At 50.3% G+C, this 22,697-nt stretch carries 19 protein-coding genes; 12 read left to right on the top strand and 7 right to left on the bottom strand.

The features are described 5' to 3' along the window. The first annotated feature begins 592 nt into the window (after positions 1-592). Both KDX31_11955 and KDX31_11950 read left to right on the top strand, forming a co-directional pair. Positions 593-2,167, top strand: coding sequence for a BCCT family transporter (locus KDX31_11955; GenBank protein ID UTW02072.1), 1,575 nt, complete (start codon positions 593-595; stop codon positions 2,165-2,167). A gap of 136 nt (positions 2,168-2,303) precedes the next feature. Beyond that, positions 2,304-2,576, top strand: coding sequence for a hypothetical protein (locus KDX31_11950; GenBank protein UTW02071.1), 273 nt, complete (start codon positions 2,304-2,306; stop codon positions 2,574-2,576). A gap of 670 nt (positions 2,577-3,246) precedes the next feature. Here KDX31_11950 and KDX31_11945 read toward each other — a convergent pair. Continuing rightward, a complete protein-coding gene (locus KDX31_11945; GenBank protein ID UTW02070.1) occupies positions 3,247-4,521 on the bottom strand; it encodes an aromatic ring-hydroxylating dioxygenase subunit alpha in 1,275 nt (424 codons plus the stop codon). Positions 4,522-4,873: 352 nt separating this feature from the next. On the opposite strand from KDX31_11945, the gene KDX31_11940 reads away from it, so the two are divergent. From KDX31_11940 to KDX31_11930, 3 genes are all read left to right on the top strand, one after another. Next, complete coding sequence (locus tag KDX31_11940; protein ID UTW02069.1) at positions 4,874-6,007, top strand: hybrid-cluster NAD(P)-dependent oxidoreductase; 1,134 nt, start codon at positions 4,874-4,876, stop codon at positions 6,005-6,007. Positions 6,008-6,110: 103 nt separating this feature from the next. Further along, positions 6,111-8,003, top strand: a complete 1,893-nt coding sequence (locus KDX31_11935; GenBank protein UTW02068.1) for a cyclic nucleotide-binding/CBS domain-containing protein — start codon at positions 6,111-6,113, stop codon at positions 8,001-8,003. A gap of 8 nt (positions 8,004-8,011) precedes the next feature. Continuing rightward, complete coding sequence (locus KDX31_11930) at positions 8,012-8,719, top strand: 3'-5' exonuclease (GenBank protein UTW02067.1); 708 nt, start codon at positions 8,012-8,014, stop codon at positions 8,717-8,719. Between the two features lie 82 nt (positions 8,720-8,801). On the opposite strand, the gene fdhA is transcribed toward KDX31_11930, so the two are convergent. Next, positions 8,802-9,998: a formaldehyde dehydrogenase, glutathione-independent gene (gene fdhA, locus KDX31_11925; protein ID UTW02066.1), complete on the bottom strand. Its 1,197-nt coding sequence runs from the start codon at positions 9,996-9,998 to the stop codon at positions 8,802-8,804. 609 nt (positions 9,999-10,607) lie between these two features. On the opposite strand from fdhA, the gene KDX31_11920 reads away from it, so the two are divergent. The 6 genes from KDX31_11920 to KDX31_11895 all read left to right on the top strand — a co-directional run bounded on the left by KDX31_11920 (position 10,608) and on the right by KDX31_11895 (position 17,116). Continuing rightward, positions 10,608-11,729, top strand: a complete 1,122-nt coding sequence (locus KDX31_11920; protein ID UTW02065.1) for a GlxA family transcriptional regulator — start codon at positions 10,608-10,610, stop codon at positions 11,727-11,729. A gap of 263 nt (positions 11,730-11,992) precedes the next feature. Further along, positions 11,993-12,865 (top strand): DUF1989 domain-containing protein, encoded by an 873-nt coding sequence (locus KDX31_11915; GenBank protein UTW02064.1) that lies wholly within the window; start codon positions 11,993-11,995, stop codon positions 12,863-12,865. Positions 12,866-13,406: 541 nt separating this feature from the next. Beyond that, the gene (gene dctP, locus KDX31_11910) at positions 13,407-14,444 is read left to right on the top strand and encodes a TRAP transporter substrate-binding protein DctP (protein UTW02063.1); all 1,038 of its coding nucleotides are present in this window, start codon (positions 13,407-13,409) and stop codon (positions 14,442-14,444) included. A 63-nt stretch (positions 14,445-14,507) separates the two neighbouring features. After that, positions 14,508-15,044 (top strand): TRAP transporter small permease, encoded by a 537-nt coding sequence (locus KDX31_11905; GenBank protein ID UTW02062.1) that lies wholly within the window; start codon positions 14,508-14,510, stop codon positions 15,042-15,044. Beyond that, positions 15,044-16,342 (top strand): TRAP transporter large permease, encoded by a 1,299-nt coding sequence (locus KDX31_11900; GenBank protein ID UTW02061.1) that lies wholly within the window; start codon positions 15,044-15,046, stop codon positions 16,340-16,342. The genes KDX31_11905 and KDX31_11900 overlap by 1 nt, the downstream gene beginning before the upstream one ends. Positions 16,343-16,573: 231 nt before the next feature. Next, the gene (locus tag KDX31_11895) at positions 16,574-17,116 is read left to right on the top strand and encodes a cupin domain-containing protein (protein UTW05383.1); all 543 of its coding nucleotides are present in this window, start codon (positions 16,574-16,576) and stop codon (positions 17,114-17,116) included. On the opposite strand, the gene KDX31_11890 is transcribed toward KDX31_11895, so the two are convergent. The 3 genes from KDX31_11890 to KDX31_11880 form a co-directional block, all read right to left on the bottom strand. Next, positions 17,113-17,667, bottom strand: coding sequence for a mechanosensitive ion channel (locus tag KDX31_11890; GenBank protein ID UTW02060.1), 555 nt, complete (start codon positions 17,665-17,667; stop codon positions 17,113-17,115). The two genes, KDX31_11895 and KDX31_11890, sit on opposite strands and share 4 nt — an antisense overlap. Continuing rightward, positions 17,664-17,921 carry a DUF1003 domain-containing protein gene (locus KDX31_11885; GenBank protein UTW02059.1) on the bottom strand — a complete coding sequence of 86 codons (258 nt, stop codon included), beginning with the start codon at positions 17,919-17,921 and terminating at the stop codon, positions 17,664-17,666. Before KDX31_11885 ends, KDX31_11890 begins: the two co-directional genes overlap by 4 nt. A 357-nt stretch (positions 17,922-18,278) precedes the next feature. Next, positions 18,279-19,598 (bottom strand): aminotransferase class III-fold pyridoxal phosphate-dependent enzyme, encoded by a 1,320-nt coding sequence (locus KDX31_11880; GenBank protein ID UTW02058.1) that lies wholly within the window; start codon positions 19,596-19,598, stop codon positions 18,279-18,281. Positions 19,599-19,775: 177 nt separating this feature from the next. Between KDX31_11880 and KDX31_11875 the strand changes: the two genes are divergently transcribed. After that, complete coding sequence (locus tag KDX31_11875) at positions 19,776-20,708, top strand: LysR family transcriptional regulator (GenBank protein UTW02057.1); 933 nt, start codon at positions 19,776-19,778, stop codon at positions 20,706-20,708. Positions 20,709-20,718: 10 nt separating this feature from the next. Here the strand turns inward: KDX31_11875 and KDX31_11870 are convergent, their stop codons facing one another. Then, a complete protein-coding gene (locus KDX31_11870; GenBank protein UTW02056.1) occupies positions 20,719-21,459 on the bottom strand; it encodes an alpha/beta hydrolase in 741 nt (246 codons plus the stop codon). Further along, on the bottom strand, positions 21,452-22,543 hold the full coding sequence (locus KDX31_11865; protein ID UTW02055.1) for a DUF2817 domain-containing protein: 1,092 nt from the start codon (positions 22,541-22,543) through the stop codon (positions 21,452-21,454). Before KDX31_11865 ends, KDX31_11870 begins: the two co-directional genes overlap by 8 nt. Positions 22,544-22,697: the final 154 nt, after the last annotated feature.

The following is a 22,697-nucleotide window of genomic DNA, read 5'->3' as shown; positions in this document are numbered from 1 at the left end:
TGATTGTAATCTGTACTATTGATCCTGCTTCTTGCACCTTGTTTCCATCTGAAACAGCCTGACCCAAAAAATGAATCTCTAATCCGATTCTTATCAGGCAAACGTTTACCACTCCGGAGATTCACGGCTCTGGAGTGGTTTTTTTTTGCCTCATTTTTGACGGGGTAGCATTGGCGGTTAAGATAATATTTTGTTAGGGTGGCGCAGGTTTGGTTACAGACGGATTAAACCTGGCTTGGGAATAAGACTGATTTTAGCGTTCGTCTGGCGCGCGCGATAATAATCAGCTCTTTTTTGCTTCTGTTTTGTCGATTTAAATCTCTGTTTTCCCGCTGAAGAAGTGTCTGTCGAGAACGGACATTTTGCCGTTTTATTTGTCGTTATAAGTCAGCTGTTAATCAACCGTTAATCGTAGAATTGAGAGATCTTGTTTAAAAATTAACCGCAAGCCTTAGCCGGCTGTTGCGTTAAGGATTGATGCAGGAACTGTCAGAAAAGTTTGCTTATTGTATTACCTATGGCTCTGGCGATTCATTGGAAATCTGCCTTCTGCCTGACAGCTATATAAAAAAAAAGAATCTGGAGTAGTTCTATGAACCAAAAAGTTCAAAGCGGTCCCAAGTCAGCGGAATATACCTCTGACTATAAGGCCGGGCAGGATAACATTCAGGTGTTGGGGATGGATATCCATAACCCGGTATTTACCACCAGCGCAGTGGCCATTCTGGCTTTTATTACACTGACTCTGATTTTCCCAGCGGACGCTAAAGCGATACTTGAGGGAGCGCGTACCTGGTCAATTGAGACTTTCGACTGGCTGTTTATGATAGCCGGTAACGTATTTGTGTTGTTTTGTCTGCTAATGATCGTACTGCCGGTGGGTAAAATTCGTTTGGGCGGGGCTGATGCAAAACCGGACTATAGCCGCATATCATGGTTCTCAATGCTGTTTGCTGCGGGTATGGGTATTGGACTGATGTTCTGGAGTGTGGCAGAGCCAGTAGCCTATTACACCGACTGGTGGGGTACGCCTCTGAATGCGGAAGCGAACACACCCGCAGGAGAAGCGGCGGCAATGGGCGCGACAATGTTCCACTGGGGATTACACCCCTGGGCCATTTATGGTGTTGTGGCACTGGCACTGGGTTTCTTCACCTATAACAAAGGGCTGCCTCTGACCATTCGTTCTGCTTTTTATCCGCTGCTGGGTGAGCGGGTATGGGGGCCGATCGGTCACGTTATCGATATTATTGCGGTGCTGGCAACCATCTTCGGTCTGGCGACTTCGCTCGGTTTGGGTGCTTCTCAGGCGGCAGGCGGACTGAACTTCCTGTTCGGTGTGGATAATACTATCGCTACTCAGATCGCGGTTATTGTCGTAGTAACCGCAATCGCCATTTTCTCTGTTGCTCGCGGGCTTGATGGTGGTGTAAAAGTACTCAGTAATATCAATATGGCTATTGCTGCGGTGTTGCTGCTGTTTGTGATACTGGCGGGATCTATCTCTGGTTTTTTCAGTAACCTGCTGCTGACAGTGACCAGTTATGCAACCGATATTTTGCCACTGAGTAACTGGATTGGTCGTGAAGATGACAAATTCTACACCGGCTGGACAGTATTCTACTGGGCCTGGTGGGTTTCCTGGTCGCCATTTGTCGGGATGTTTATCGCCCGGGTATCAAAGGGTCGTACAGTACGTGAGTTTATGACCGCAGTACTGCTGATTCCAACCGTGGTTTCGGCGGTCTGGATGGCTGCATTTGGCGCCCAGGCACTGGATCAGGTCCAGAGTGGCACAGGTGCGCTGGCGAATGGTCTGGGTGATGTGTCGCTGGCGATGTTCCAGATGCTGGAGAATTTGCCATTGGCTGAGATTACCTCCGCTTTTGCGATTGTACTGGTACTCGTCTTTTTCATCACTTCATCAGATTCCGGTTCGCTGGTAATCGATTCGATTACCGCGGGTGGTAAGGTTGATGCTCCGGCGCCGCAGCGTGTCTTCTGGGCGGTATTGGAGGGACTGATTGCGGGTGTTCTGTTGTACGGTGGTGGAACCGAAGCGCTTAAAGCGCTTCAGGCGGGCGCGATCACAGCCGGCTTGCCATTTACCATTATCCTGTTGCTGATGTGTGTCAGTATCTACAAGGGATTGAAGACTGAGCTATAAGTCAGTCTGAGATTTATGGTTGAGGAAAAAGCTGGCCTGGTGCCAGCTTTTTTTTTGTTTAACTTTTTCTGTTTAGCTTTCTCTGTTTAAATATGGCTTAAGTGTGATTCAGGATAGCAAGTGCGAGAACGTCAATATGATGATTACTGACCTGATTGATCAGGATGATTTCTATGAGTATCTGCAAGGGGCTGGCGTACCGCTTGAGCAGGGTCTGTCGCCCGGGCAATGTAGTCAGGTGGCGCTGCAATGGGCGTCCGCTCAGGATGAGCAGGTACGTGTTCAGTTCGCAGCATCTGTTGCGCTGTTGCAGGAGCAGATACCGGTGATGTTACCTGAGGTGCAGGAGGCTTTAGCTGTTTTGACAGACGCTTTGCAGGCGACTGTTGGCAGGCCTGAAAACGGCTGATCTGAAAACGACTGATCTGAAAACGACTGATCTGAAAACGATAGTGTATAAAGCCGATGATCTGCTCATCGGCTTTTTTATGTGCTGCTGTCAGAGAAAAGACATGCTGTCGCAGAAGACGCCTGGGGGCTGGGTAGTTCAGGTTAATCAGAGGGGTATGGCCAGCAGGTCGTTGTTGATCAACCAGTTTATTGTGGTGTGTATTTCGAAACAGTTCAGATGGTCTTTCAGAGTGGCTATTAACAGAATGCTGTTGTGCGTCCACCGTGTGTCGTTTTCCGGGTATAACTAAAGGAGCAGCTGTCGGTGTGGTGTTATCGGTCAATCAGGCTTTAGCGCAGCGGGTAGCTGACCGGTTACTGATTAGGTGAATGCCGCAAAGGTTGCCGATTATGTACGCTATCTTGCGTAGCACGGTGTCAGTTGTACGTTTGAGTTGAACAGCGACGGGTATCGCAGCGTCAGGTTGTAAAAAGCGGGAGTAAGAATCCGTTGATTTAACGGGTTAATGGCAACAGATGCTTTAACCAATAAAGCCGAATCCGGATTGACGCTAATGACGGTTTCTGTGAAACAAGGTGGGGCAGTTAGCCGCGAAGAGGTATCTGCACACAAATAAAAAAGGCTGATGTTATGACGCATCAGCCTTTTTTGCCTTACTGGGAAATGCTTATTTCGCCTTCAGGTTCTTCTGCACAGTTTCGCTGTACCATTCCATAAAGTTAACAATGCCGAACTCAAAGGTTTCTGAGTATGGGCCAGGCTGGTAACCGACAGAGTTGATACCGCGCTGGTTCTCTTCACCCAGAATGCGGTCCTGATCGTTGGTGGCGTCCCATACCTGACGCAGACGTTCCGGATCGTAATCAACCCCTTCAACGGCGTCTTTGTGAACAAACCACTTGGTTGTCACAATCGACTCCTGGGCAGAGACAGGCAGTACCCGGAAGACGATAAAGTGGTCAGACTGCATATGGTTCCATGAGTTTGGCAGGTGCAGAATGCGCATAGAGCCCAGTTGTGGATTCTTAATGCGTCCCAACATCTTCTTGCAGCCGCTTTCACCATCCAGCGTCATTACCTTGGTGCCTTTTTTCAGAGGCATGCGCACGATACGGTTACGCAGACCGGGACCAAAGCCACGGTGTTCATGAGGAATGCCCTCAGCATCCCACTGTTCAGCCTGCTCTTTGCAGTGATCGACAAACTCTTGTGACGCGCGGGGATCGTTGGTGTCATCCCATTCGAGCAGGGTGTTCAGCAGTTCCGGGTGGTTACCGGCGCAGTGGTAGCACTCACGGTTATTTTCAAGCACCAGTTTCCAGTTAGCTTGTTCATACATGTTGGACTCCACCGCCAGCTTGGTGTTCTCAACATCGTAAGGTTCCATATACTCTTCAAGGGTCGTCAGGAACTCGTCGAAATCGCCTTCCGGTTCCTCTTTACCCAGACAAACGAAGATGAAACCGCCGGCTGTTTTGCAAAACGCTTTTTTCAGGCCGTGTTCTTTGGTCTCGAATGCTGCGCCCATCTCTGTACCGGCAAACAGCAGGTTGCCTTTCAGGTCATAGGTCCACTGGTGGTATGGGCAGACCAGGTTAGCAACCTTGCCCCGGTGTTCAGAGCAGATGCGGGATCCACGGTGGCGGCAGGTGTTGTGAAATGCATTGACACTGCCGTCGGCATCCCGTACTACCAGTACCGGATTCTGGGCAATCTCTACCGTAAAGTAATCGCCCTTGGCCGGAATCTCGCTGGTCATACCAACAAACAGCCACTCTTTCTGGAATACTTCCTCCACATCAATCCGAAACATCAACGGATCGTTATACAGTGGCTGAGGCAGGGAGTAATTTGCCGGACGGGCCTCAAGCATCGTCGCCATATCCTGCCGCGCATCATGGATAGTCGCGCAGGTGGTGTTTAATAGATCATTTTGGTTCATCGGTTCGATCTTCCTTCAGGGCACTGCTGTGCTGTTTATTATAGTCGATCAGGAATAACCCTGACCTTAATGCTGGTATTGCATGCGCTAATCCTCCTCCAAGGTGGGTTTTGGAGATTGACCATTAGCGACACGAATAAGTACATTTATCGACCTGTAACCCCCATAACCGTTGGGGTGGTCGCAATAAGCAAATAAATGTCGTTAGTAGTTAATATTTGAAAATCAGCTCAGCAGACAATGCAGTTCAATTTAATGAATTAATGGGCTAAAGTTTATGATACCTAAGATCGGGTCAGAGACGTTAGTCTTTGTAGTGAACTGATATATACCTGCGCATGAGAGATACGCCATGACGAACAACGTTCCTGCCACTGTTGGCTCAGAAAGCTTTATTCCGGTCAATACTCAGACCTGGGTTAATGGTCGTCACAATGTCCGTTGTGTCAAAGTGATCAAAGAAACCTGGGATGTGTGTACCTTCTGCTTCATGTCTGAGCAGCCGGTTATGTACTTCTTTAAGCCGGGGCAATTTGTCACGCTGGAACTGGAGATTGAGGGCCAGCAGGTAATGCGTTCCTATACTATCTCCAGTTCGCCTTCGGTGCCTTACAGCTTTTCCATTACGGTTAAAAAAGACCCTAATGGACAGGTTTCAAGCTGGTTGCATGAAAATCTTAAGGAGGGTGATGAGCTTGCCGTTCACGGTCCTGTAGGGTTGTTTAACTGTATCGATTATCCTGCTACCAAAGTGTTACTGCTGTCCGGTGGCGTAGGGATTACCCCGATGATGTCGATGGCGCGTTGGTGGTTTGATACTAATGCCGACGTCGATATCGCTTTTGTACACAGTGCCCGCACACCAAAAGATATTATCTTTGCGCGTGAGCTTGATCATATGGCGTCGCGAATCAGTAACTTTGGTCTGCATCTGATCTGTGAAAAGCTTGAGAGCGGGCAGGCGTGGCATGGGTATCGCGGCTATCTCGATCAGTCTAAGCTGGAGATGATTGCACCGGACTTTATGGATCGTGAAGTGTTCTGTTGTGGTCCTACCCCCTACATGAATGCTATCAAGAAGCTGCTGCAGGTTAACGGCTTTGATATGAGTCATTACCATGAGGAGTCGTTTGGCGCGACCCCGGTAGAGATAGAAGAGGAAGCGATTGAAAACGCTGAAATCGCTCAGGAAGAAGCCGAAGCGCTCACCGATGCAGATATGCTGCGGGTTGAGTTCTTGGGTAAGGGCCAGGGTAAGAGTATTCAGATCGCCCCCGGCGATACACTGCATACCGCCGCTTCCAAACTCGACCTGTTGATTCCTAAAGCCTGTGGTATGGGTATCTGCGGTACCTGTAAAGTGCTGGTTAAAGAGGGTGAAGCGGTCATGGAGCATAACGGCGGTATTACCGATGATGATGTCGCGGCAGGGTATGTCTTGTCCTGCTGTAGTGTGCCAAAAACAGATGTCGTGATTGAGTTCTGATAGACTGTTTTGATGATTAAAAAATCGCCTGCGGGCGATTTTTTCGCTTTAACCGATTCTAGTGTAAATATTCAGTCGTTAACTCAGCTCGCCGGAAAATATCATGCAGGCAGAACAGATAGAAATTGCAAGCTTTCTGAAACAGTACCCACCTTTTAGTGGTCTGCCGGAAAAAGTGGTGGACGAGGTCGCCTGTGAGGTAGAGATCGGTTATTTTCGCGCCGATAGTGATGTTTTTACATTTGGTGATGAGATCAGTGATCTCTGTGTTATCCGTAGCGGGGCGGTGGAGATCTACCGTCGTAATGGCGACCTGTATAACCGGCTGAGTGAAGGGGAGTTGTTTGGCCAGTTGAGTCTGCTGATGAGTCAGCGGGTGAGGCTTCCGGCCCGAACGATCGAAGATTCACTGATTTATTTTATCCCCGAAGCCGTGTTCAGCTCCCTTTGTGAGCGCTTTGATTCATTTGCCTACTTTGTCGAGGTGGATGATAACCGTCTGCATCAGGCGGTTTCCAGTAAGCAGGAAAGCAGTGATCTGATGGTGTCTAAAGTGACCGCGCTGATCGCCCGTCCGCCGGTCTGGTTAGATACCACCGCCACCGTTTGTCAGGCAGCGCAGAAGATGACCGAAGAGGGTGTCTCATCGCTGCTGATCATGCATAGCGAAGCGCTTACAAAGGGGGAAGACGGTGATGAAACAGGTGCACAGTCCCTTGCTGGAATTCTTACCGACCGTGATCTGCGTACCCGGGTGGTAGCCCCGGGGCTTGATCTGGGATCCCCTGTGACTGCTGTTATGACCGCTGATCCAATTACCCTGGATGCCGATGCTTATGCCTTTGAGGCGATGCTGACGATGCTGCGTTTTAATCTGCACCATCTGCCTATCCTGCAAAAGGATCGTCCTGTTGGGGTGCTGGCAACGTCTGATATTGTGCGTTATGAATCGCAAAGCAGTCTTTACATGGTCAGCAATATTATGCGCCAGCCCAATGTAGAAGAGTTGGCGAAGTTGCAGCCGCAGATTAGTGCCTGTTTTGTCCGTATGGTCAGTGAAGACGCAAACTCTCATATGATTGGTAGCGCCATGTCGGTGATCGGGCGCACCTTTAAACAGCGTTTGCTGGAGCTCGCTGAGGAGCATCTGGGGCCTCCGCCACTGCCTTATTGTTTTCTGGCGCTGGGCTCAATGGCCCGGGATGAGCAACTGGTGGTGACTGATCAGGACAATGCGCTGATTCTCGATAATAGTTATCAGCCTCAGCAGCATGGAGAGTATTTTGCTCAACTGGCGAAGTTTGTCAGTGATGGACTGGACAGGTGTGGTTATACCTACTGCACAGGCAATATTATGGCCACAAACCCCCAGTGGCGTAAAACCCGGCGGGAATGGGAAGCCACCTTTTCAGACTGGATGGAAAACCCTCTGCCTGAGGCATTGCTGAACTGTTCAATATTCTTTGATCTGGATGGGGTTTGGGGTAAAACTGACTGGGCAGGGCAGCTCAACGCCTTTATTGCCCGCAAGGCACAGCGCTCGCCAAAGTTTCTCGCCAGTCTGGCCCGTAATGCCCTGAACCGTACCCCTCCATTGGGCTTTTTTAAAAGCTTTGTGATGGAGCAGGATGGACAGCATCGAAACTCAATCAATCTTAAACGCCGGGGCACTGCGCCACTGGCTGATCTGATTCGGGTACACGCGCTGGCGGTAGGTTCAAAAGTACAAAACTCATTTGAGCGGCTGGATGATGTGGTGAAAGCAGATATTTTGCCGCCCGGCAAAGCCGCCGATTTACGGGATGCGCTGGAATTTATTTCAATGGTGAGAATTCGACATCAGGCTGCCGATCTGGAGGCCGGACAGGAGCCCTCTAATAATGTTAAGCCGGAAATGCTAACCGACTTCGATAGGCGAAATCTTAAGGAGGCCTTTCAGGTGTTGAGCAATAGTCAGCGATTTCTCCGGTTCCGCTATCCGTTCTCCGGCCGCTAGAGGTGACCATGACTGCTAATACGGAAAACAGATGGTCAGAGTATTATCAGAACCTCGCTGTCAATTCGCATGATGAACGACTCAGGCGATTCTATCGGCAGGGGGTGCCAGCAGCAGAGACTCCGCTGGCAGAGGTGCCTTTTGTTGCGCTGGATTTTGAGACCACGGGTCTGGATGCCGAGCGTGATGAGATTATCAGTATTGGTCTGGTGCCCTTTGACCTGAACCGGATTCGTTTGCGCGAAAGCCGCTACTGGCTGCTTAAGCCCCGTCAGGAGTTAACAGAAACCTCGGTACCTTTTCATGGAATTACGCATTCTCAGTTAGATGATGCGCCTGATCTTAATCATATACTGGATGCGGTGCTGGATGAGATTGCCGGTAAAATTGTGGTGGTTCATTACCGCTATATCGAACGGGAGTTTTTCGATGCGGCGGTTAAGAGGCGCCTGGGAGAAGGAATCTGTTTTCCTGTAGTGGATACAATGGAGGAGGAGGCGATGTTACACCGCCGCGGTATCGTTAGCAGAATTAAACGGCTGACTGGCTTTAAGCCGGAATCCATCAGGTTGGGGGATAGTCGATTGCGGTATAATCTTCCGCATTATGGGCAGCATCATGCGCTTACCGATGCCGTTGCGACTGCAGAACTGTTGCAGGCGCAGATTCGCTATCGCTATAGCGAAACGACCCCTATCGGTGATCTCTGGATTTGATAGTTTTTAGTTATTTTGAAATAAAAAAAACCACCGGCTATACCGGTGGTTTTTTTTGGATGGGTTATAACGACCTGAGTCGTTAAGCCACAGCTCCATGCGGGTCGATAACAAACTTCTTCGCCGCACCGCCATCGAAGTCAGCATAGCCCTCTGGTGCCTGATCCAGAGAGATCATCTGCACGTTCACCGCTTGAGCGATATCCACCTTATCAAACAGAATTGCCTGCATCAGTGGGCGGTGGTACTTCATTACCGGGCACTGGCCGGTGTGGAATGAGTGGGATTTCGCCCAGCCCAGACCAAATCGCATACTCAGAGCGCCGTGTTGAGCGGCTTCATCGATAGCACCTGGATCTTCCGTCACATATAGTCCTGGAATACCGATAGCGCCACCAGCACGAGTCATCTGCATAGCTGAGTTAAGTACGGTTGCCGGAGCTTCTTTCCCGTGATTACAGCCGCATGCATGCGCTTCAAAACCAACACAGTCGACGAAAGCATCAACTTCTCGTTCACCCAGAATGGCTTCCAGCTTATCTGCCATCTCGCCTTCCTGACGCAGATCGATGGTTTCACAGCCAAAGCTGCGTGCCTGCTCCAGCCGGTCTTCAATCATGTCGCCAACGATAACACAGGCGGCTCCTAATAGTTGGGCGGAGACTGCAGCTGCCAGACCGACAGGGCCAGCACCAGCAATATAGACTGTAGAGCCCGGACCGACACCGGCAGTAACACAGCCGTGGAAGCCGGTTGGGAAGATATCGGACAGCAGAGTCAGGTCGCGGATTTTCTCCATCGCCTGATCGGAATCGGGGAATTTCAGTAGGTTGAAGTCAGCATAGGGCACCATGACATACTCTGCCTGACCACCGACCCAGCCGCCCATATCGACGTAGCCGTATGCTGCACCTGGGCGGGCAGGGTTTACGTTGAGGCAGATGCCGGTATTGCCTTCTTTACAGTTGCGGCAGCGGCCGCAGGCGATATTGAAAGGTACTGAAACGATATCACCCGGTTTCAGAAACTCGACATCATTACCACACTCGATAATCTGTCCGGTGATCTCATGACCCAGTACCAGGCCGGATTGGGCCGTAGTGCGACCGCGCACCATATGCTGGTCTGAGCCACAGATATTGGTGGTCAGAACGCGTAGAATGACGCCGTGATTACACTTGCGTTTACCCAGGGATAGCTCTGGAAAGGCAATCGCTTCTACAGCGACTTCACCCGGGCCTTTATAGACAACACCACGGTTGGCATGGTTGCTACACATGGTAATACTCCTGTTATTTTTCTAATTAAACATCTGAAACAGACGTATTGGATACAATAGATCAGTAAATATGATTTTTTAAATTAAATAAACGAATTTTGTATCCATTTTTGCATTTTACCTCTCTGCCACAGAACATCCTCCGGCAGATGTTCGATCATAATAGTCCCTGGTTCGTGAGCGCGACTGCCTGCCACCGCGCAGGAATTGATCATAACCGACATATCGAGTGTAAACTTTCCGTTAAAAAACAGCTTTTTTAGCCTCTGGCAGGGCCCTGACAGAGGTTTTTCATATTGATCCCCATCAAGGAATGCGGATGAAGGCGTCGCTGGAAGATATGAAAAAGAGTGGTTGCGTCGTTTTTGGATATTCTTCGTTTGATCCAAATCAAATAATATGAATTTCGTCGTTCAGCAATAAGATAAGACTTAATTACAAAAGTGCTGAGTAAAAAAACGACAAGCGCGGCGGATGGAGTAGCAGTACTGTGTCATTCCTCAGCCAACGATAATTGTCCTAAAAAATAAAAAACTAACGTGAGTGGCTTCGGTGCGACGTTGCTAAGCTCTTTGCATCTTTTTCACGCGTTAAAATGGGGGCACTACCATGACTACATCCTCTGCTTTGGATCCTATTAAGGATTACCAGAAAGTTACCCGCGTGGGTTTCTTGCTGCTGAATAATTTTACTATGATTGCCCTGGCTTCAGCGATAGAGCCGTTGCGAATGGCAAACCAGCTTTCTGGCCATGAGTTATACAGCTGGCATATGGTGTCTGAATCCGGAGAGCCGGTCAGTGCCAGTGATGGCTTAAACTTTACGCCTGACTTTTCCATAGCGGATATGCCGGAACTGGATCTGCTGGTTGTCTGTGGTGGAGTCGATATCACCCGTAGCTTCACGCCTAAGCAGGTCGGCTGGTTACAGCTAATGGGTCGTCGGGGTGTGACTCTGGCGGGGATCTGCACCGGAGCCTACTTGCTGGCCCATGCTGGCCTGCTTGATGGTTACGATTGTAGTACTCACTGGGAGTGTATGGCGTCACTGCAAGAACACTATCCTAAAGTTAACTGCAACAATCGCCTGTTTACCATAGACAGAAACCGTATGACATCTTCCGGCGGTATCTCACCCATGGATATGTTCCTGCATATGGTGTCACTCCAGCATGGTCCGAAACTGTCTATGGCGGTTTCCGATATGTTCATCTGCGACCGTATACGCAGTGAGTTTGATCAGCAGCGGGTGCCGCTGCGTCAGTTGCATAACTGCGGCGACAGCAAGCCAAAACTGGTCGATGTGATCGAGCTGATGGAAAACAATCTGGAGGAACCGATCGGGCTCGATGAGCTGGCGGCTTTTGTTGATGTTTCCCGGCGCCAGCTGGAGCGGATGTTCCTTAAGTATCTGAATTGCTCGCCATCCCGGTATTATCTGAAGCTGCGTCTGGACCGGGCGCGACAGCTATTGAAACAGTCGAGTATGGCGATTGTGGAGATATCCACCGCCTGTGGGTTTATCTCAACCCCACACTTCAGTCGTTGTTATCGTAAGCATATCGGTATCTCTCCCCGGGATGAGCGAAAAGGGGTGTTGCCGGTTTCTCAGCAGCAGAACGATATAACCGAGTTACCACTGGAGGACGGCTTCTTCGCCAGTATGAAGCGTTCAGTTGCGGTGCTTAACTCAGCACAGGCCGAACCCAGTTTCGGTTCCGTTGTAATCTGATTCAAAGTCACCGTTACAGAGAAACCGGTTTTAGCGCAGTCTGAAATAGACTGATTTCCGGTTTCTCTGTCAGTCCCTGTCTGGCCACACCATACCCGCTTCACCAACACTCACGACTATCAGCTATCAGGCATTGGCCGGTAGCTGAATATTTGCACCTCTGAGAGTGGGTTGCTATACCTTCTCCTTTCGCAGGTTGAAATCTTTATCACCCTGCGCCATACCTGTTTGTATAGCGTGAGCGACAAAATGAAAGGGATTATATGAAGCTGATCAGACAAAACAGGGCTCCGGCGGATGCGGATGCCCGTAAAGCGATCAAGCCGGTTATCTGCTATCCGGTTGATACCCTGCCAAAGCCGGATATGCGCCTTTATGCGACGGCCCGGGAAACACTGGAGCTGATTGATACGGTGATCGTCGAGCCTCGTGATGCCAGTGTATTCAGGGTTCCGGCAGGGCATTTTTTCCGCATTATCAGTGTTGAAGGGGCTCAGGTCGGTGATCTGGACCTCTGGGCTGCAGGGAATCTGGATGAACGTTTTTACAGTGGTAAAACCCGGGCTCTGCACGGCACTCATCTGAGTACCGGAGACCGGATGTGGAGTGGTTTTCCATATCTGCGACCGATGGCGACCATCACCTGGGATACCCTGGACTGGTATGGCTTCGATGCTGATGGTGGATCGGTACACGATGTTATCGGAACCCGTTGTGACCCCTATACCCATCACCTGCTGAGCGGGCAGGATTATCATCACTGCTGCCACTCCAATCTGACCCGCGCTCTGGCGGCAGAAACGGGGCTGACGCTGCAGCAGACAGAAACTCATGTGCACGATGTATTGAATGTGTTTATGTGTACCGGCTTTACGCAGGACACTCATCAGTACTTTATGAAGGCCAGCCCGGTGAGACCAGGTGATTATTTGGAGTTTTTCGCAGAGATTGATCTGCTGGGGGCTTTGTCAGCCTGTCCTGGCGGTGATTGCAGCGCTGAGCACTCCAGTGATACTGCCGCCTGTTATCCGTTGAAGGTAGAGGTCTATAAACCGGATCAAAAGGCCCTTGAAGGGTGGTGTTCACCCGACTCATCAGGTTATTCCGGTGGTCATGGAGAAAGACCCGGTTGCTAAGCGTCTCTGCGCCTGCAGCCATGTAGTGATCGATTAGTATCGCTTCTGAGTATTATCCACGACAGATGCTTGCAGGTAATTTTTTATAAAGGAGCTGTATGGCTCCTTTCTTTGTGCTTCGGTATTTGCCGCTGTAATTCTCGCAGATTCTGTTCTTATCATCATTGCTTTATTTGACTTCTATCATTGCTTTATTTGACTTCTATCATTGCTGTTATGACGTGTTTTTGCTGCAGCTTTTATCGACTATTTCAGAAGCGACGCTTTGTCTATCTGTTTGCGAACTGGCTAAAAAATCGGTTTAAGGTAATCAAATCGCCATAAATTAAATGCATGAATTATAATTCTGACTTTGTTTTGTATTTCATCTATATCTTCTGTTTTTATTGTTTTGTGTAGATGTATTTGCCTGTATTGCCTGTGATTGACCGATGATATTTATTGCTGGTATCTATGTGCTCCCGGGAAAAAACTAACGTAGATTCTGCTGCAGTTATGCAGTGGTTTTTTCAAATGATAATAACAGCGGTGAGTATAAGAGATGAGCAAAATTGATACACCGAAAAGTAAGTCCGTTTTTAGTAAGACTGGCTTCGTTTCATTAGTCACTGGCCTGGTGGCTACAGGTGCCCTGATGGCGGGTTCAGCCCAGGCGGTAACTCTGAAAATGGCGACGGACTCTGGTGCAAAGGGCTCGCCTGCCGGTAATACTCTCGAGAACTGGGCGGAGTTGATAGAGAAAAACTCCGCTGGCGATATCGATGTAAAGGTGTTTTATCAGAATGAGCTGGGCAGTCAGAATGAGGTATTCGATCTGCACGTAGCGGGTGATGTTGATGTAATGCTCAACTGGCCAATGACCTCCTATGATAAGCGTATCGGTGTTATCTATACCCCTTACATGACCCTGTCCTGGGATGAAGCCCTCAAGGCGTATAGCCCAGGCGGCTGGGTTAACAATATGCTGGGTGGTATTTATTCCGATATCGGCCTGAAGTTCTTTGGTCCTTGGCCTGAAGGCTTCAACGGTGTGGCTACCCGGGGCAAATACGCCACTTCTATTGCCGAGGCGGAAGGACTTAAAGTTCGCACCATGACCGTATTCCCTGCGCCGCAAACGATGCAGGCTCTGGGTTATCAGACTGCCGCAATTGACTGGGGCGAAGTTTACACCTCTCTGCAGACCGGCGTTGTGGATGGTGAAGCGGGTAACGTTATCTACTGGGATTATGAATACTTCCGTGATCTGCTGGATTACTACGTACGCTCCAAGCACTTTTTCATGACCGGCGTTCTGAGTATGAACCAGGATTCCTTTGACGAGCTGACTGAAGCGCAGCAGAAAGTTGTAGCTGATGCGGCCAACGAAGTGATGATGACTCAGTTCAAAGCTGCGAAAGAGCAGGATCAGCACTACGTTGCTGAAGCTGAGAAAGCAGGGATGAAGTACTTCGAACTGACGGATGAACAGATCAAAGAGTTTGCCCGTGCAGCCCGCGAGAAAGTATGGCCGTTGATGGATCAGGAGATCGGCTCTGAAATTATGGATACCATCCGGGCGAATGCAACACCGTTGTAATCGTTATCTCCCAGACGGCGGAACAGTGACTGTTCCGCCGTTTTTGCATTCTGAGGTAGTACCATGATTGTGCGTTTTTTTACCGGGCTGGACCATAAGGTTGGCTGGTTCCTCAATACAGTCGCACTCATCAGTAGTCTTGCGCTGGTGGGGTTGATGCTTTTTCTGGTGGTGGCCCGTTACATCTTTGGCTGGTCCATTATCGGTTTGCTGGAGCTGATCATGCTGTTCGGCATGTGGCTGTATATGACGGGTGGTCTTATTGCCAGTCGCAAACGTGAACACCTGGTAGTGGATTTTCTTCAGACCAGTATCCGGGACCGACAGATCCGTCGCTTGCATCAAGGCTTTATCTCTCTGATAACGCTGGTGATTACCGGCTTCTTTGTATATATGTCCTACCGGATGCTAGCGTGGGGTGTTCGCAGACCACAGCATACCCCGGGCCTGTCGATTCCCCTGTGGATACCGCAGAGTGCGATCATGTTCGCCAGTATTGGTTGTTCCCTGTACGCCCTGCGGGATTTTATTCAATGCTTGATCGGCTATAACCCTGAGCCGGTTATTATCGCTGAAGCAAACCAGCAGGATATTCGCTGATGGAAGGTTTATTCGCAGTAGGAATTTTGTTATTCCTGATGATTGTTGGTGTGCCAGTTGCCTGGTCTTTTGCCGGTGTACTGGTATATCTTACGTTCGCATACGATGCGAACTTCAATACCCTGATGTTGCAGGGATACCGTTCTATCGATTCGGTCATTCTGATTGCACTGCCGCTGTTTGTACTCACCGGATATCTGATGCAAAGTGGTGGAATTGCGCTCAGGCTGGTGAGCTTTATTGAAGTGCTTGTGGGCAAGCGTAAAGGCGGTATGGGCGCCTCGATGGTTCTGGCGTCCGGTATTTTTGGTGCTATCGCGGGTACTGCCACGGCGGCTGTGGCGTCGATTGGTACTATTATGATAGGTCCGCTAGAGAAACGCGGTTATCCCCGCGGTTACTCCTCGGCGCTATTAGGGATTTCCTCGCTGTTGGGAATTCTTATCCCACCTTCAATTACTATGATTCTGTTCGCGGTCGTAACCAGGCAATCAGTTGCCGCCTGTTTTGCTGCCTCTATCGGACCGGCGCTGCTATTGATCGCCGGCTTGATACTGGCCAACCGCTTTAGTGTCGGACGTCTGTTTCAGGAGGTCGCTTCCGGGGCTCAGGATGGTCTTGAAGAACTGCCATCCAAAGGTACTGCTGCATTTCGTGCGCTGCCTGCGTTGTCTCTGCCAGTGGTTATTCTGGGGGGGATCTACGGCGGGATCTGTACCCCTACGGAAGCTGCTGCTATTGCTGCGTTTATGGCGATCGTGATTGGTTTCTTTGTCTATCGGGATCTGACGCTCAAACGCTTAAGCGATAGCGTGATAGCGGCTGCAGAAACCACCGGTACCGTGATTCTTATCCTGCTGTTCAGTTTTATGATCGGTCGGATACTGGCATCTGAGCGAATTCCTCAGGAGCTGACTGAGACCATCACCTCGCTGGTAAAAGATCCGTTGATGATTCTGATTGCGGTAAACATCTTTTTGATTGTTGCCGGTATGATCATGGATGATGTCTCCGTGACCGTTGTCGTAGCGCCGTTGTTTTTACCGCTGATGGTTGCCAGTGGTGTGGATCCGATTCATTACGCCTCGATTGTTGCCTGTTCTGTTGTCATCGGAGCCAACAGTCCGCCGGTGGCCCCGATTCTCTATATGGCTTGCCGCATAGGCCAGGTGCCTATTCATAAAGCGGTCATGCCTGCGATCGCTCTGATGGCTTTCGTCGGCTTGCCGGTGATGATGGTCACCAGCTTAGTACCGCAGCTGTCACTGTTTTTCCCTAAGCTGCTGGGATTGATGTAGGACCCTGCACGACACAGGCGGGTAAGCTTAAGGATAATTGCTGACCCGCCATTTTCATTTGGCAAAGCCACATCTGGCCCGCCGCAAAGTGACGTTCTGGCGACTCTCAGCCAGCGAGCCTTTTACTCCCTTCTGTTCTTTCTATAAAATATTTCGCACACCTGCGGGTGTTCACGTGCGGATGATTATTTTAAGAACGAAATACAGATGGCGGAAACTGAAGTGGAACATATGGATGTTGGCGAACGGTTGAAAGCGATTCGCAAGATGAAGGGGCTCTCGCAACGGGAGCTGGCAAAACGTGTCGGTGTTACCAACAGTACGATCTCCATGATCGAAAAGAACGGTGTCAGTCCTTCGGTCAGCTCACTCAAGAAAGTGTTGTCTGGAATTCCCATCTCTATCGGTGATTTTTTTACTCTGGATCTCGAGGATATGGAGCCTGAAAGTGTCGTTTATAAGGCAGAGGATATGCCCGATATCGGCTCCAATAATGTCAGTCTTAAGCTGATTGGAGCGCGTAATAAGGGGCGCTCTATGGATCTGCTGAAAGAGCGTTATGAGCCGGGTGCTGAAACCGGACCGGAGATGTTACAGCATCCTGGTGAAGAGGGTGGGGTAGTGATCAAAGGCGAAATTGAGCTGACGGTGGGCTTTCAGGTGTATCACCTGAAAACGGGGGACGGCTACTATTTCAACAGTAACCGGCCGCACCGCTTCCGTAATATCTCTGATGAAGTGTGCGAAATAATCAGCGCTAACCCCTCGGTTTAAACAAGGGTTAAAGGCTTTTCTGCGGCCTCAGTCGCGGGCTTTTCTGGAACCCCTGCTTCCGTATCCGGTGGTATGTTGTCATCCAGTTTTATCACCGGCTTTTGCAGAATCAGGGTGTTGGGATAGGTGATGATCTCCCCATGACGCCGGATAATGACGTGGAACAGGGTGATTTCATCGACGACTCCACTGATATTTTCATCCTTCTCCACAATCTTGATATAGTCGCCAACCCGGTAGGGAAAACCAAAGAAAATAATCAGACTGGCGGTTATATTGCTCAGAATCGACCATTGGGCGAACATCGCCACGCCAATCACTGCAAAAACCGACGAGAGAAACACCGATAGCTGGGAATAATGGATTCCCAGCAGCAGTGCCAGCAGCGTAAAAAACAGCAGCGTCAGAGCTATATTGAGCGTTTTGGCGATATATTTTATACGGTATGGGTCAGTGTTTTTCAGTTCCCCCAGCCGGTTGATGTTGCGGTTAATAAAGCGAATAGCGATGGCATAGGTGATAACGAGCACTAAAACGATAAGGTATTTCATCCCTTTCTTATCTCCGGGTTTTGATTCTGTGTTTTTTCGAACGCCGTGCTCAACTGATCCAGCCTGGTATGCAAGCGCATGATCTGTAGCTCCAGTTTCAGATTTGTCTCATTGGTCGCATCCTGTTTGATCCGGTCTTTAGCGGCCGGACGGTTTCGCGACATCATCATAATCGGCGCCTGAAAGACAGCCAGACTGGATAGCCCAAGATTTAGCAATATGTAAGGGTTGGGGTCAAATGGTTTATCAATCAACAGATAACTATTGCTTACGCAAAAGTGCCTGCTGGTTGGCAGCTTACGCCTGTTCTAATACTGATAGCTATACTGACAGAGAAATGGGGTGAACAGTTATTTTAATGTTAAAGGATTAAAAGGCTGCATTTAAAAGCTGTACCGATAAATTTTTGCTAAGCATCGCCACCTGAAACAGAACACAGAGAGCAGTGCTGGGAAAACAGAGCTCTGAAAACAGAGCTCGGAAAATAGAGTCGTCTGATATCAGATCAAAAAAAAACGGACCTCTTTTGCAAGAGATCCGCATAAAAAGACCGGGTCCGTTGGGGGGCACCATCCGGTCCCGGTAGGTGTAAAGCAGTGCCAGGCTTTGGCTTAACCGAACATCTCCTCTGCAGTTTCGCGCAGCACATTGACCAGCCGGTCGATATGGTTCGCTTCGATCGTCAGCGGTGGAGAAAAGGCGACGATGTTGCCCATCGTCCGGACCATCACGCCGCGCTGATAACAGCCTTTCTGGAAGTCCAGTCCGATTGGGCCGTTCGCGGCAACAGAGGCATCAAACTGTACGGCGCCAACCAGACCGTAGTTACGTACGTCGATTACTTTCGGCGCGTCTTTCAGGCTGTGCAGCTTGTTTTCAAAGTGAGTGCCGATATCTCCGCTGGCGCGGTTCAGCAGGCCTTCGTTCTCATAGATATCCAGCGTCGCGATACCCGCAGCACAGGCAACCGGGTGAGCGGAATAGGTATAGCCGTGATAGAACTCGATACCGCCGACAGCCACATTATTGACGATCTGGTCATGGATCTCATCCTTAACAAACACCGCACCCAGTGGGATAACACCGTTGGTGATACCTTTAGCCGAGGTGATCATATCCGGTACGACATCAAACTCTTCTGAGGCAAAGGCGGAGCCCAGACGACCCCAGCCAGTGATGACTTCATCAAAGATCAGCAGAATATCGTACTGATCACAGATCTCGCGCATTCGCTTGAGGTAGCCCTGCGGTGGCATGATGACGCCGCCGGCCCCACTCATAGGCTCGATGATGACGGCCGCAATACTGTCGGCACCGTGGAAATGGATCAGTTGCTCCAGCGCTTCTGCTTTATCAATCCCCTGTTCAGGCAGACCTTTACTGAAGGCGTTATTGGCGATATCCAGGGTATGTGGCAGGTGATCGACCGGCAGCAGTGGGCCGAAACCGGTCCGGTTCGGTGTCAGGCCCCCCACGGAGATCCCGCCGAAGTTAACGCCGTGGTAAGCCATCTCACGACCCAGGAATTTAGTTTTCCCGCCCTTGCCGCGGGATTTCTGGTATTGCAGCGCGATCTTCAGAGCAGACTCAACGGCCTCAGAGCCGGAGTTAGCAAAGAACACTTTGTTCAGCGAAGCGGGGGTGTGCTTAATCAGACGGTTGGCAAATTCAAAACCGATCTCATGGCCAAAGTTGAATGGCGAGGCATAGTCCAGTTCACGCAGTTGCTTGCTGACCGCATCAGCAATCTCTGTGCGACCATGACCGGCATTGACACACCAAAGCCCTGCGGTGGCATCCAGGATTTCCTGACCTTCGTTGGTGTAATACATCACACCTTCGGCCCGCTCGATAATACGCGGCTGATTTTTGAAGTCCCGGTTGGCCGTAAATGGCATCCAGAATGCATCCATATTGATGTTAGTAGTCATGAGAAAACCCTGTTCCAGTTATTAGTAGAGGCCGGTTACTGAGATCAGCTCAGCATAGAACGTTATATTTAAAAGGTGGCCTTATGGAGTCATAGTAGCGTCAGTGTTAAAGTCTTATAAATAACAAACATTGAATGCTTACTTTGGTGTTTGTAAAACTTTATTGAGGAGTGTCAGATGGTGGGTAAGGTGCTGCAAAGTATGGGCAAGGTGGGGGATTATGAGATTCGCCTGCTGCGGGTATTTAAAACAGTGGTTGAATGTGGCGGTTTCTCCGCTGCCGAAGTGGAGTTGAATATCAGTCGCTCAACGATCTCTGTGCATATGTCCAACCTTGAAGCGCGCCTGAAACTCAAGCTCTGCCAGCGTGGTCGTTCCGGTTTTGCCCTGACTGAGGAGGGGCTGACTATCTACAATGCGACCCGACAGCTGTTTTCCCGGCTGGCGGAGTTTCGCTCTACCGTGAATGCGCTGCATCAGCAGATGACCGGGGAGGTGAGAATTCTGACATCGGATACGATCAGTCTGGATGAGCGCTGTGGTCTGGATGATGTTCTGGCAGAGTTTGCCGCACTGGCGCCGGATGTTTTTATCAGTTTTGATACCGCTCCGCTGGGAGAGATTGAGCGGCGAGTGATTAATGGTGAGGCGGATGTTGGTTTTATCCCGCATCACAGAGATATTGAAGGGCTGGATTTTCTGCTGATGTATAAAGACAAATCACTGCTCTATTGTGGCGACCGCCATCCGCTGTTCCATGAGGCGGATGAGCAACGGCTTAATGAATCACTGAAAAAGTGTAAGCTGGTACACGCAGGTGTGCTCACCAGTTCAGAAGCCAGTATGCAGCTGGCGGAGATGAATAAAGCCGCGGAGGCTTACTATTATGAAACCCGGGCGACGATGATTCTATCGGGTGTCTATGTGGGTTTTCTGGCGGAGAGGTTTGCTCAGCAGTGGGTTGAGCAGGGTCGGATGCGTGCGCTGTTACCGGAAGAAAGGTTCTATAATCTTCAGGTTGCAGCGATCAGTCGCCGCTCAGGGCCACTGAATAAGCCCAGAGACCTGTTCATGGAACTGCTGACTCAGCATGTCGAGGCGCTGGAGTGATTGTTGCGGCCTAGTCTTTAAGCCACTGGCTAATCTGCTGGATAAGCCACTCCGGCTGATCGTGGGGCAGATCATGGCCCGCTTCGGGGTGTTGTATGTGAGTCATATGCCAGGCGGCTGCGAGTTGCTCCGAGCAGTGTGGATTAACCAGCTTATCTTTGGCTCCGCTGAGCAGCAAGACCGGCTTTTTGGGCGGGTAGGGGTGACCGCCACAGGTGACGGCTAATTGCAGCTGGCGGCGGAAATTATTGAAGCTTACCGGATACTCCAGCTGGTACATCTGCCAGAAAGACAGGGTCTCGTCCCGATAGCGCTGTGATTCGCAGGTCAGTTCGAAGATGGTATTCTCACGCGGATAGCCTTTAGTGAGCATCGCCCGCATCAGTTTTGGCAGCGCACCTGGCTGCAGTCGGTGATGAGGAGGGTTCCAGGGGGAGAGGCTGCTATTGACCATCACTATGCCCCTGAGATCATCCGGATATTCCTGCATCCAGTGATAGGCGATCATTCCTCCCAGCGACAAGCCCAAAAGATACACTGGTTGTTCCGGGCGGTGGCGGCGGTGCAGGTCATTAATCAGCTCACTCACCGAGGAGGGAGTGGGGTGTTGATAGCGTCTGCCATTGCCTGGCAGATCGATACAGCTGATCCGGGTGTCAGGCAGCAGTTTCTGCATCTGTTGTGGGAATTTTCCCCAGTGCCGGCTTTCCCGGCACAGCCCACGCAGTAATATCCAGTGTTGTTCAGCCATACCAGCGTTGTTTCGCCTCAAGTTCGTAGCGCAGTCGGCTCATCGGGCTGTCCGGTAACCAGGTTTCATAGGCACAGCTGCTGCGGATAAGAAATTCCAGCAGTAGCAGGTGGCGGCGCATCGTGCGCTTTTCCCGATGAGGTACCAGTGGGTTAAACAGGCCCATAAATGAGATCAACTGTCGGGGGTTTTTCTTTACCCAGCGCCATGAGCCCATCTCCAGCGTCAGAGGCAGGAAAACCTTTTCCTTCAGGCTGAGTGACTGATGGTAGAGGTAATCCCACAGGTCGCCGTGGGTCAGATAGCTGTGGTGCTGGGGCTCGATAATGTAATTATGATGGGGATAGCTTGTTTCAAAAAGATGAATCAGTGCCGCGAGGTCTGCCCGATGATGCAACGGTTCACGGGAGCCGGCCATCGGAAACCAGATACGGTCACGCAGTCCGAAACCGGAATGACAATCCAGTACAATACTCAGTGGCGCGTCAAGCAGTTCATCATGCACCCAGTCACATAAGGCTCTGGACTCTGTTTCCATCGGATTATCTTTCGCGCCGCGGTACCAGGGCAGGTGGTTGCTGATGCGGTGTCCTCCTACCATCCAGGTGGTCTTATCTGTCGCGTTATAAGGTGAGTTGCGCATCAGGTCGACGCCATTGGCATTGCTGCGCTGACCCAACGCCATCCCGGCAGGGTTAAGCAGGGGGCAAAATAGCAGACGCAGGTGCTGCAGCTCATGATTCAGCCCACGATCCCATTGTAATCGCTTTAAAAGTGAGCTGATAAAGGTCAGCAGCAGTCGGGTGCCGATCCGTTCGACGCCATGTACGCCTCCGACAAATGCCAGTACAGGGGCCTCCGGATCGTTCGATCCAAGACGCAGGCTGTAGACCGGAAGCTGATGTCGCTGATTTTCTGCCTCATGCTCGATTAAAGCCAGCGTTCTGACTTTCAGCTGCTTGCCATGCTCGCTAATCAGTTGTTCCAGTAACGCCATCTCCGGCAGGCAACGGGCTGTAAACCCGGGGCTGACCCGGTGTATCGGTTCAGATGACAATTTTGCAGGCTGTCCAAGTTCTGTCATCGGTTATTCCCTACTTAACTACAGGTTAAAGTGTAGTCGGAAATAGTGGATCAGTTAGAACCAACAAGAGACTTATTTCAGGGAATGTTAAATTTTAACGCTCCGACAGGTGATTGGTATCTCAACTAACAGACATGAAAAAAGGAGGCCAGAG

Origin of the sequence: Amphritea atlantica (assembly GCA_024397875.1) — a bacterium.
In the GTDB taxonomy this organism is placed as follows: domain Bacteria; phylum Pseudomonadota; class Gammaproteobacteria; order Pseudomonadales; family Balneatricaceae; genus Amphritea; species Amphritea atlantica_B.
This window is presented reverse-complemented; position numbering and strand designations above follow the sequence as displayed.

What these genes read in the sequence shown, in the direction of transcription:
- KDX31_11955 (UTW02072.1), top strand. Translation starts at nt 593, where the DNA reads ATGAACCAAAAAGTTCAAAGCGGTCCCAAGTCAGCGGAATATACCTCT.
- KDX31_11950 (UTW02071.1), top strand. Translation starts at nt 2,304, where the DNA reads ATGATGATTACTGACCTGATTGATCAGGATGATTTCTATGAGTATCTG.
- KDX31_11945 (UTW02070.1), bottom strand. Translation starts at nt 4,521, where the DNA reads ATGAACCAAAATGATCTATTAAACACCACCTGCGCGACTATCCATGAT.
- KDX31_11940 (UTW02069.1), top strand. Translation starts at nt 4,874, where the DNA reads ATGACGAACAACGTTCCTGCCACTGTTGGCTCAGAAAGCTTTATTCCG.
- KDX31_11935 (UTW02068.1), top strand. Translation starts at nt 6,111, where the DNA reads ATGCAGGCAGAACAGATAGAAATTGCAAGCTTTCTGAAACAGTACCCA.
- KDX31_11930 (UTW02067.1), top strand. Translation starts at nt 8,012, where the DNA reads ATGACTGCTAATACGGAAAACAGATGGTCAGAGTATTATCAGAACCTC.
- fdhA (UTW02066.1), bottom strand. Translation starts at nt 9,998, where the DNA reads ATGTGTAGCAACCATGCCAACCGTGGTGTTGTCTATAAAGGCCCGGGT.
- KDX31_11920 (UTW02065.1), top strand. Translation starts at nt 10,608, where the DNA reads ATGACTACATCCTCTGCTTTGGATCCTATTAAGGATTACCAGAAAGTT.
- KDX31_11915 (UTW02064.1), top strand. Translation starts at nt 11,993, where the DNA reads ATGAAGCTGATCAGACAAAACAGGGCTCCGGCGGATGCGGATGCCCGT.
- dctP (UTW02063.1), top strand. Translation starts at nt 13,407, where the DNA reads ATGAGCAAAATTGATACACCGAAAAGTAAGTCCGTTTTTAGTAAGACT.
- KDX31_11905 (UTW02062.1), top strand. Translation starts at nt 14,508, where the DNA reads ATGATTGTGCGTTTTTTTACCGGGCTGGACCATAAGGTTGGCTGGTTC.
- KDX31_11900 (UTW02061.1), top strand. Translation starts at nt 15,044, where the DNA reads ATGGAAGGTTTATTCGCAGTAGGAATTTTGTTATTCCTGATGATTGTT.
- KDX31_11895 (UTW05383.1), top strand. Translation starts at nt 16,574, where the DNA reads ATGGATGTTGGCGAACGGTTGAAAGCGATTCGCAAGATGAAGGGGCTC.
- KDX31_11890 (UTW02060.1), bottom strand. Translation starts at nt 17,667, where the DNA reads ATGAAATACCTTATCGTTTTAGTGCTCGTTATCACCTATGCCATCGCT.
- KDX31_11880 (UTW02058.1), bottom strand. Translation starts at nt 19,598, where the DNA reads ATGACTACTAACATCAATATGGATGCATTCTGGATGCCATTTACGGCC.
- KDX31_11875 (UTW02057.1), top strand. Translation starts at nt 19,776, where the DNA reads ATGGTGGGTAAGGTGCTGCAAAGTATGGGCAAGGTGGGGGATTATGAG.
- KDX31_11870 (UTW02056.1), bottom strand. Translation starts at nt 21,459, where the DNA reads ATGGCTGAACAACACTGGATATTACTGCGTGGGCTGTGCCGGGAAAGC.
- KDX31_11865 (UTW02055.1), bottom strand. Translation starts at nt 22,543, where the DNA reads ATGACAGAACTTGGACAGCCTGCAAAATTGTCATCTGAACCGATACAC.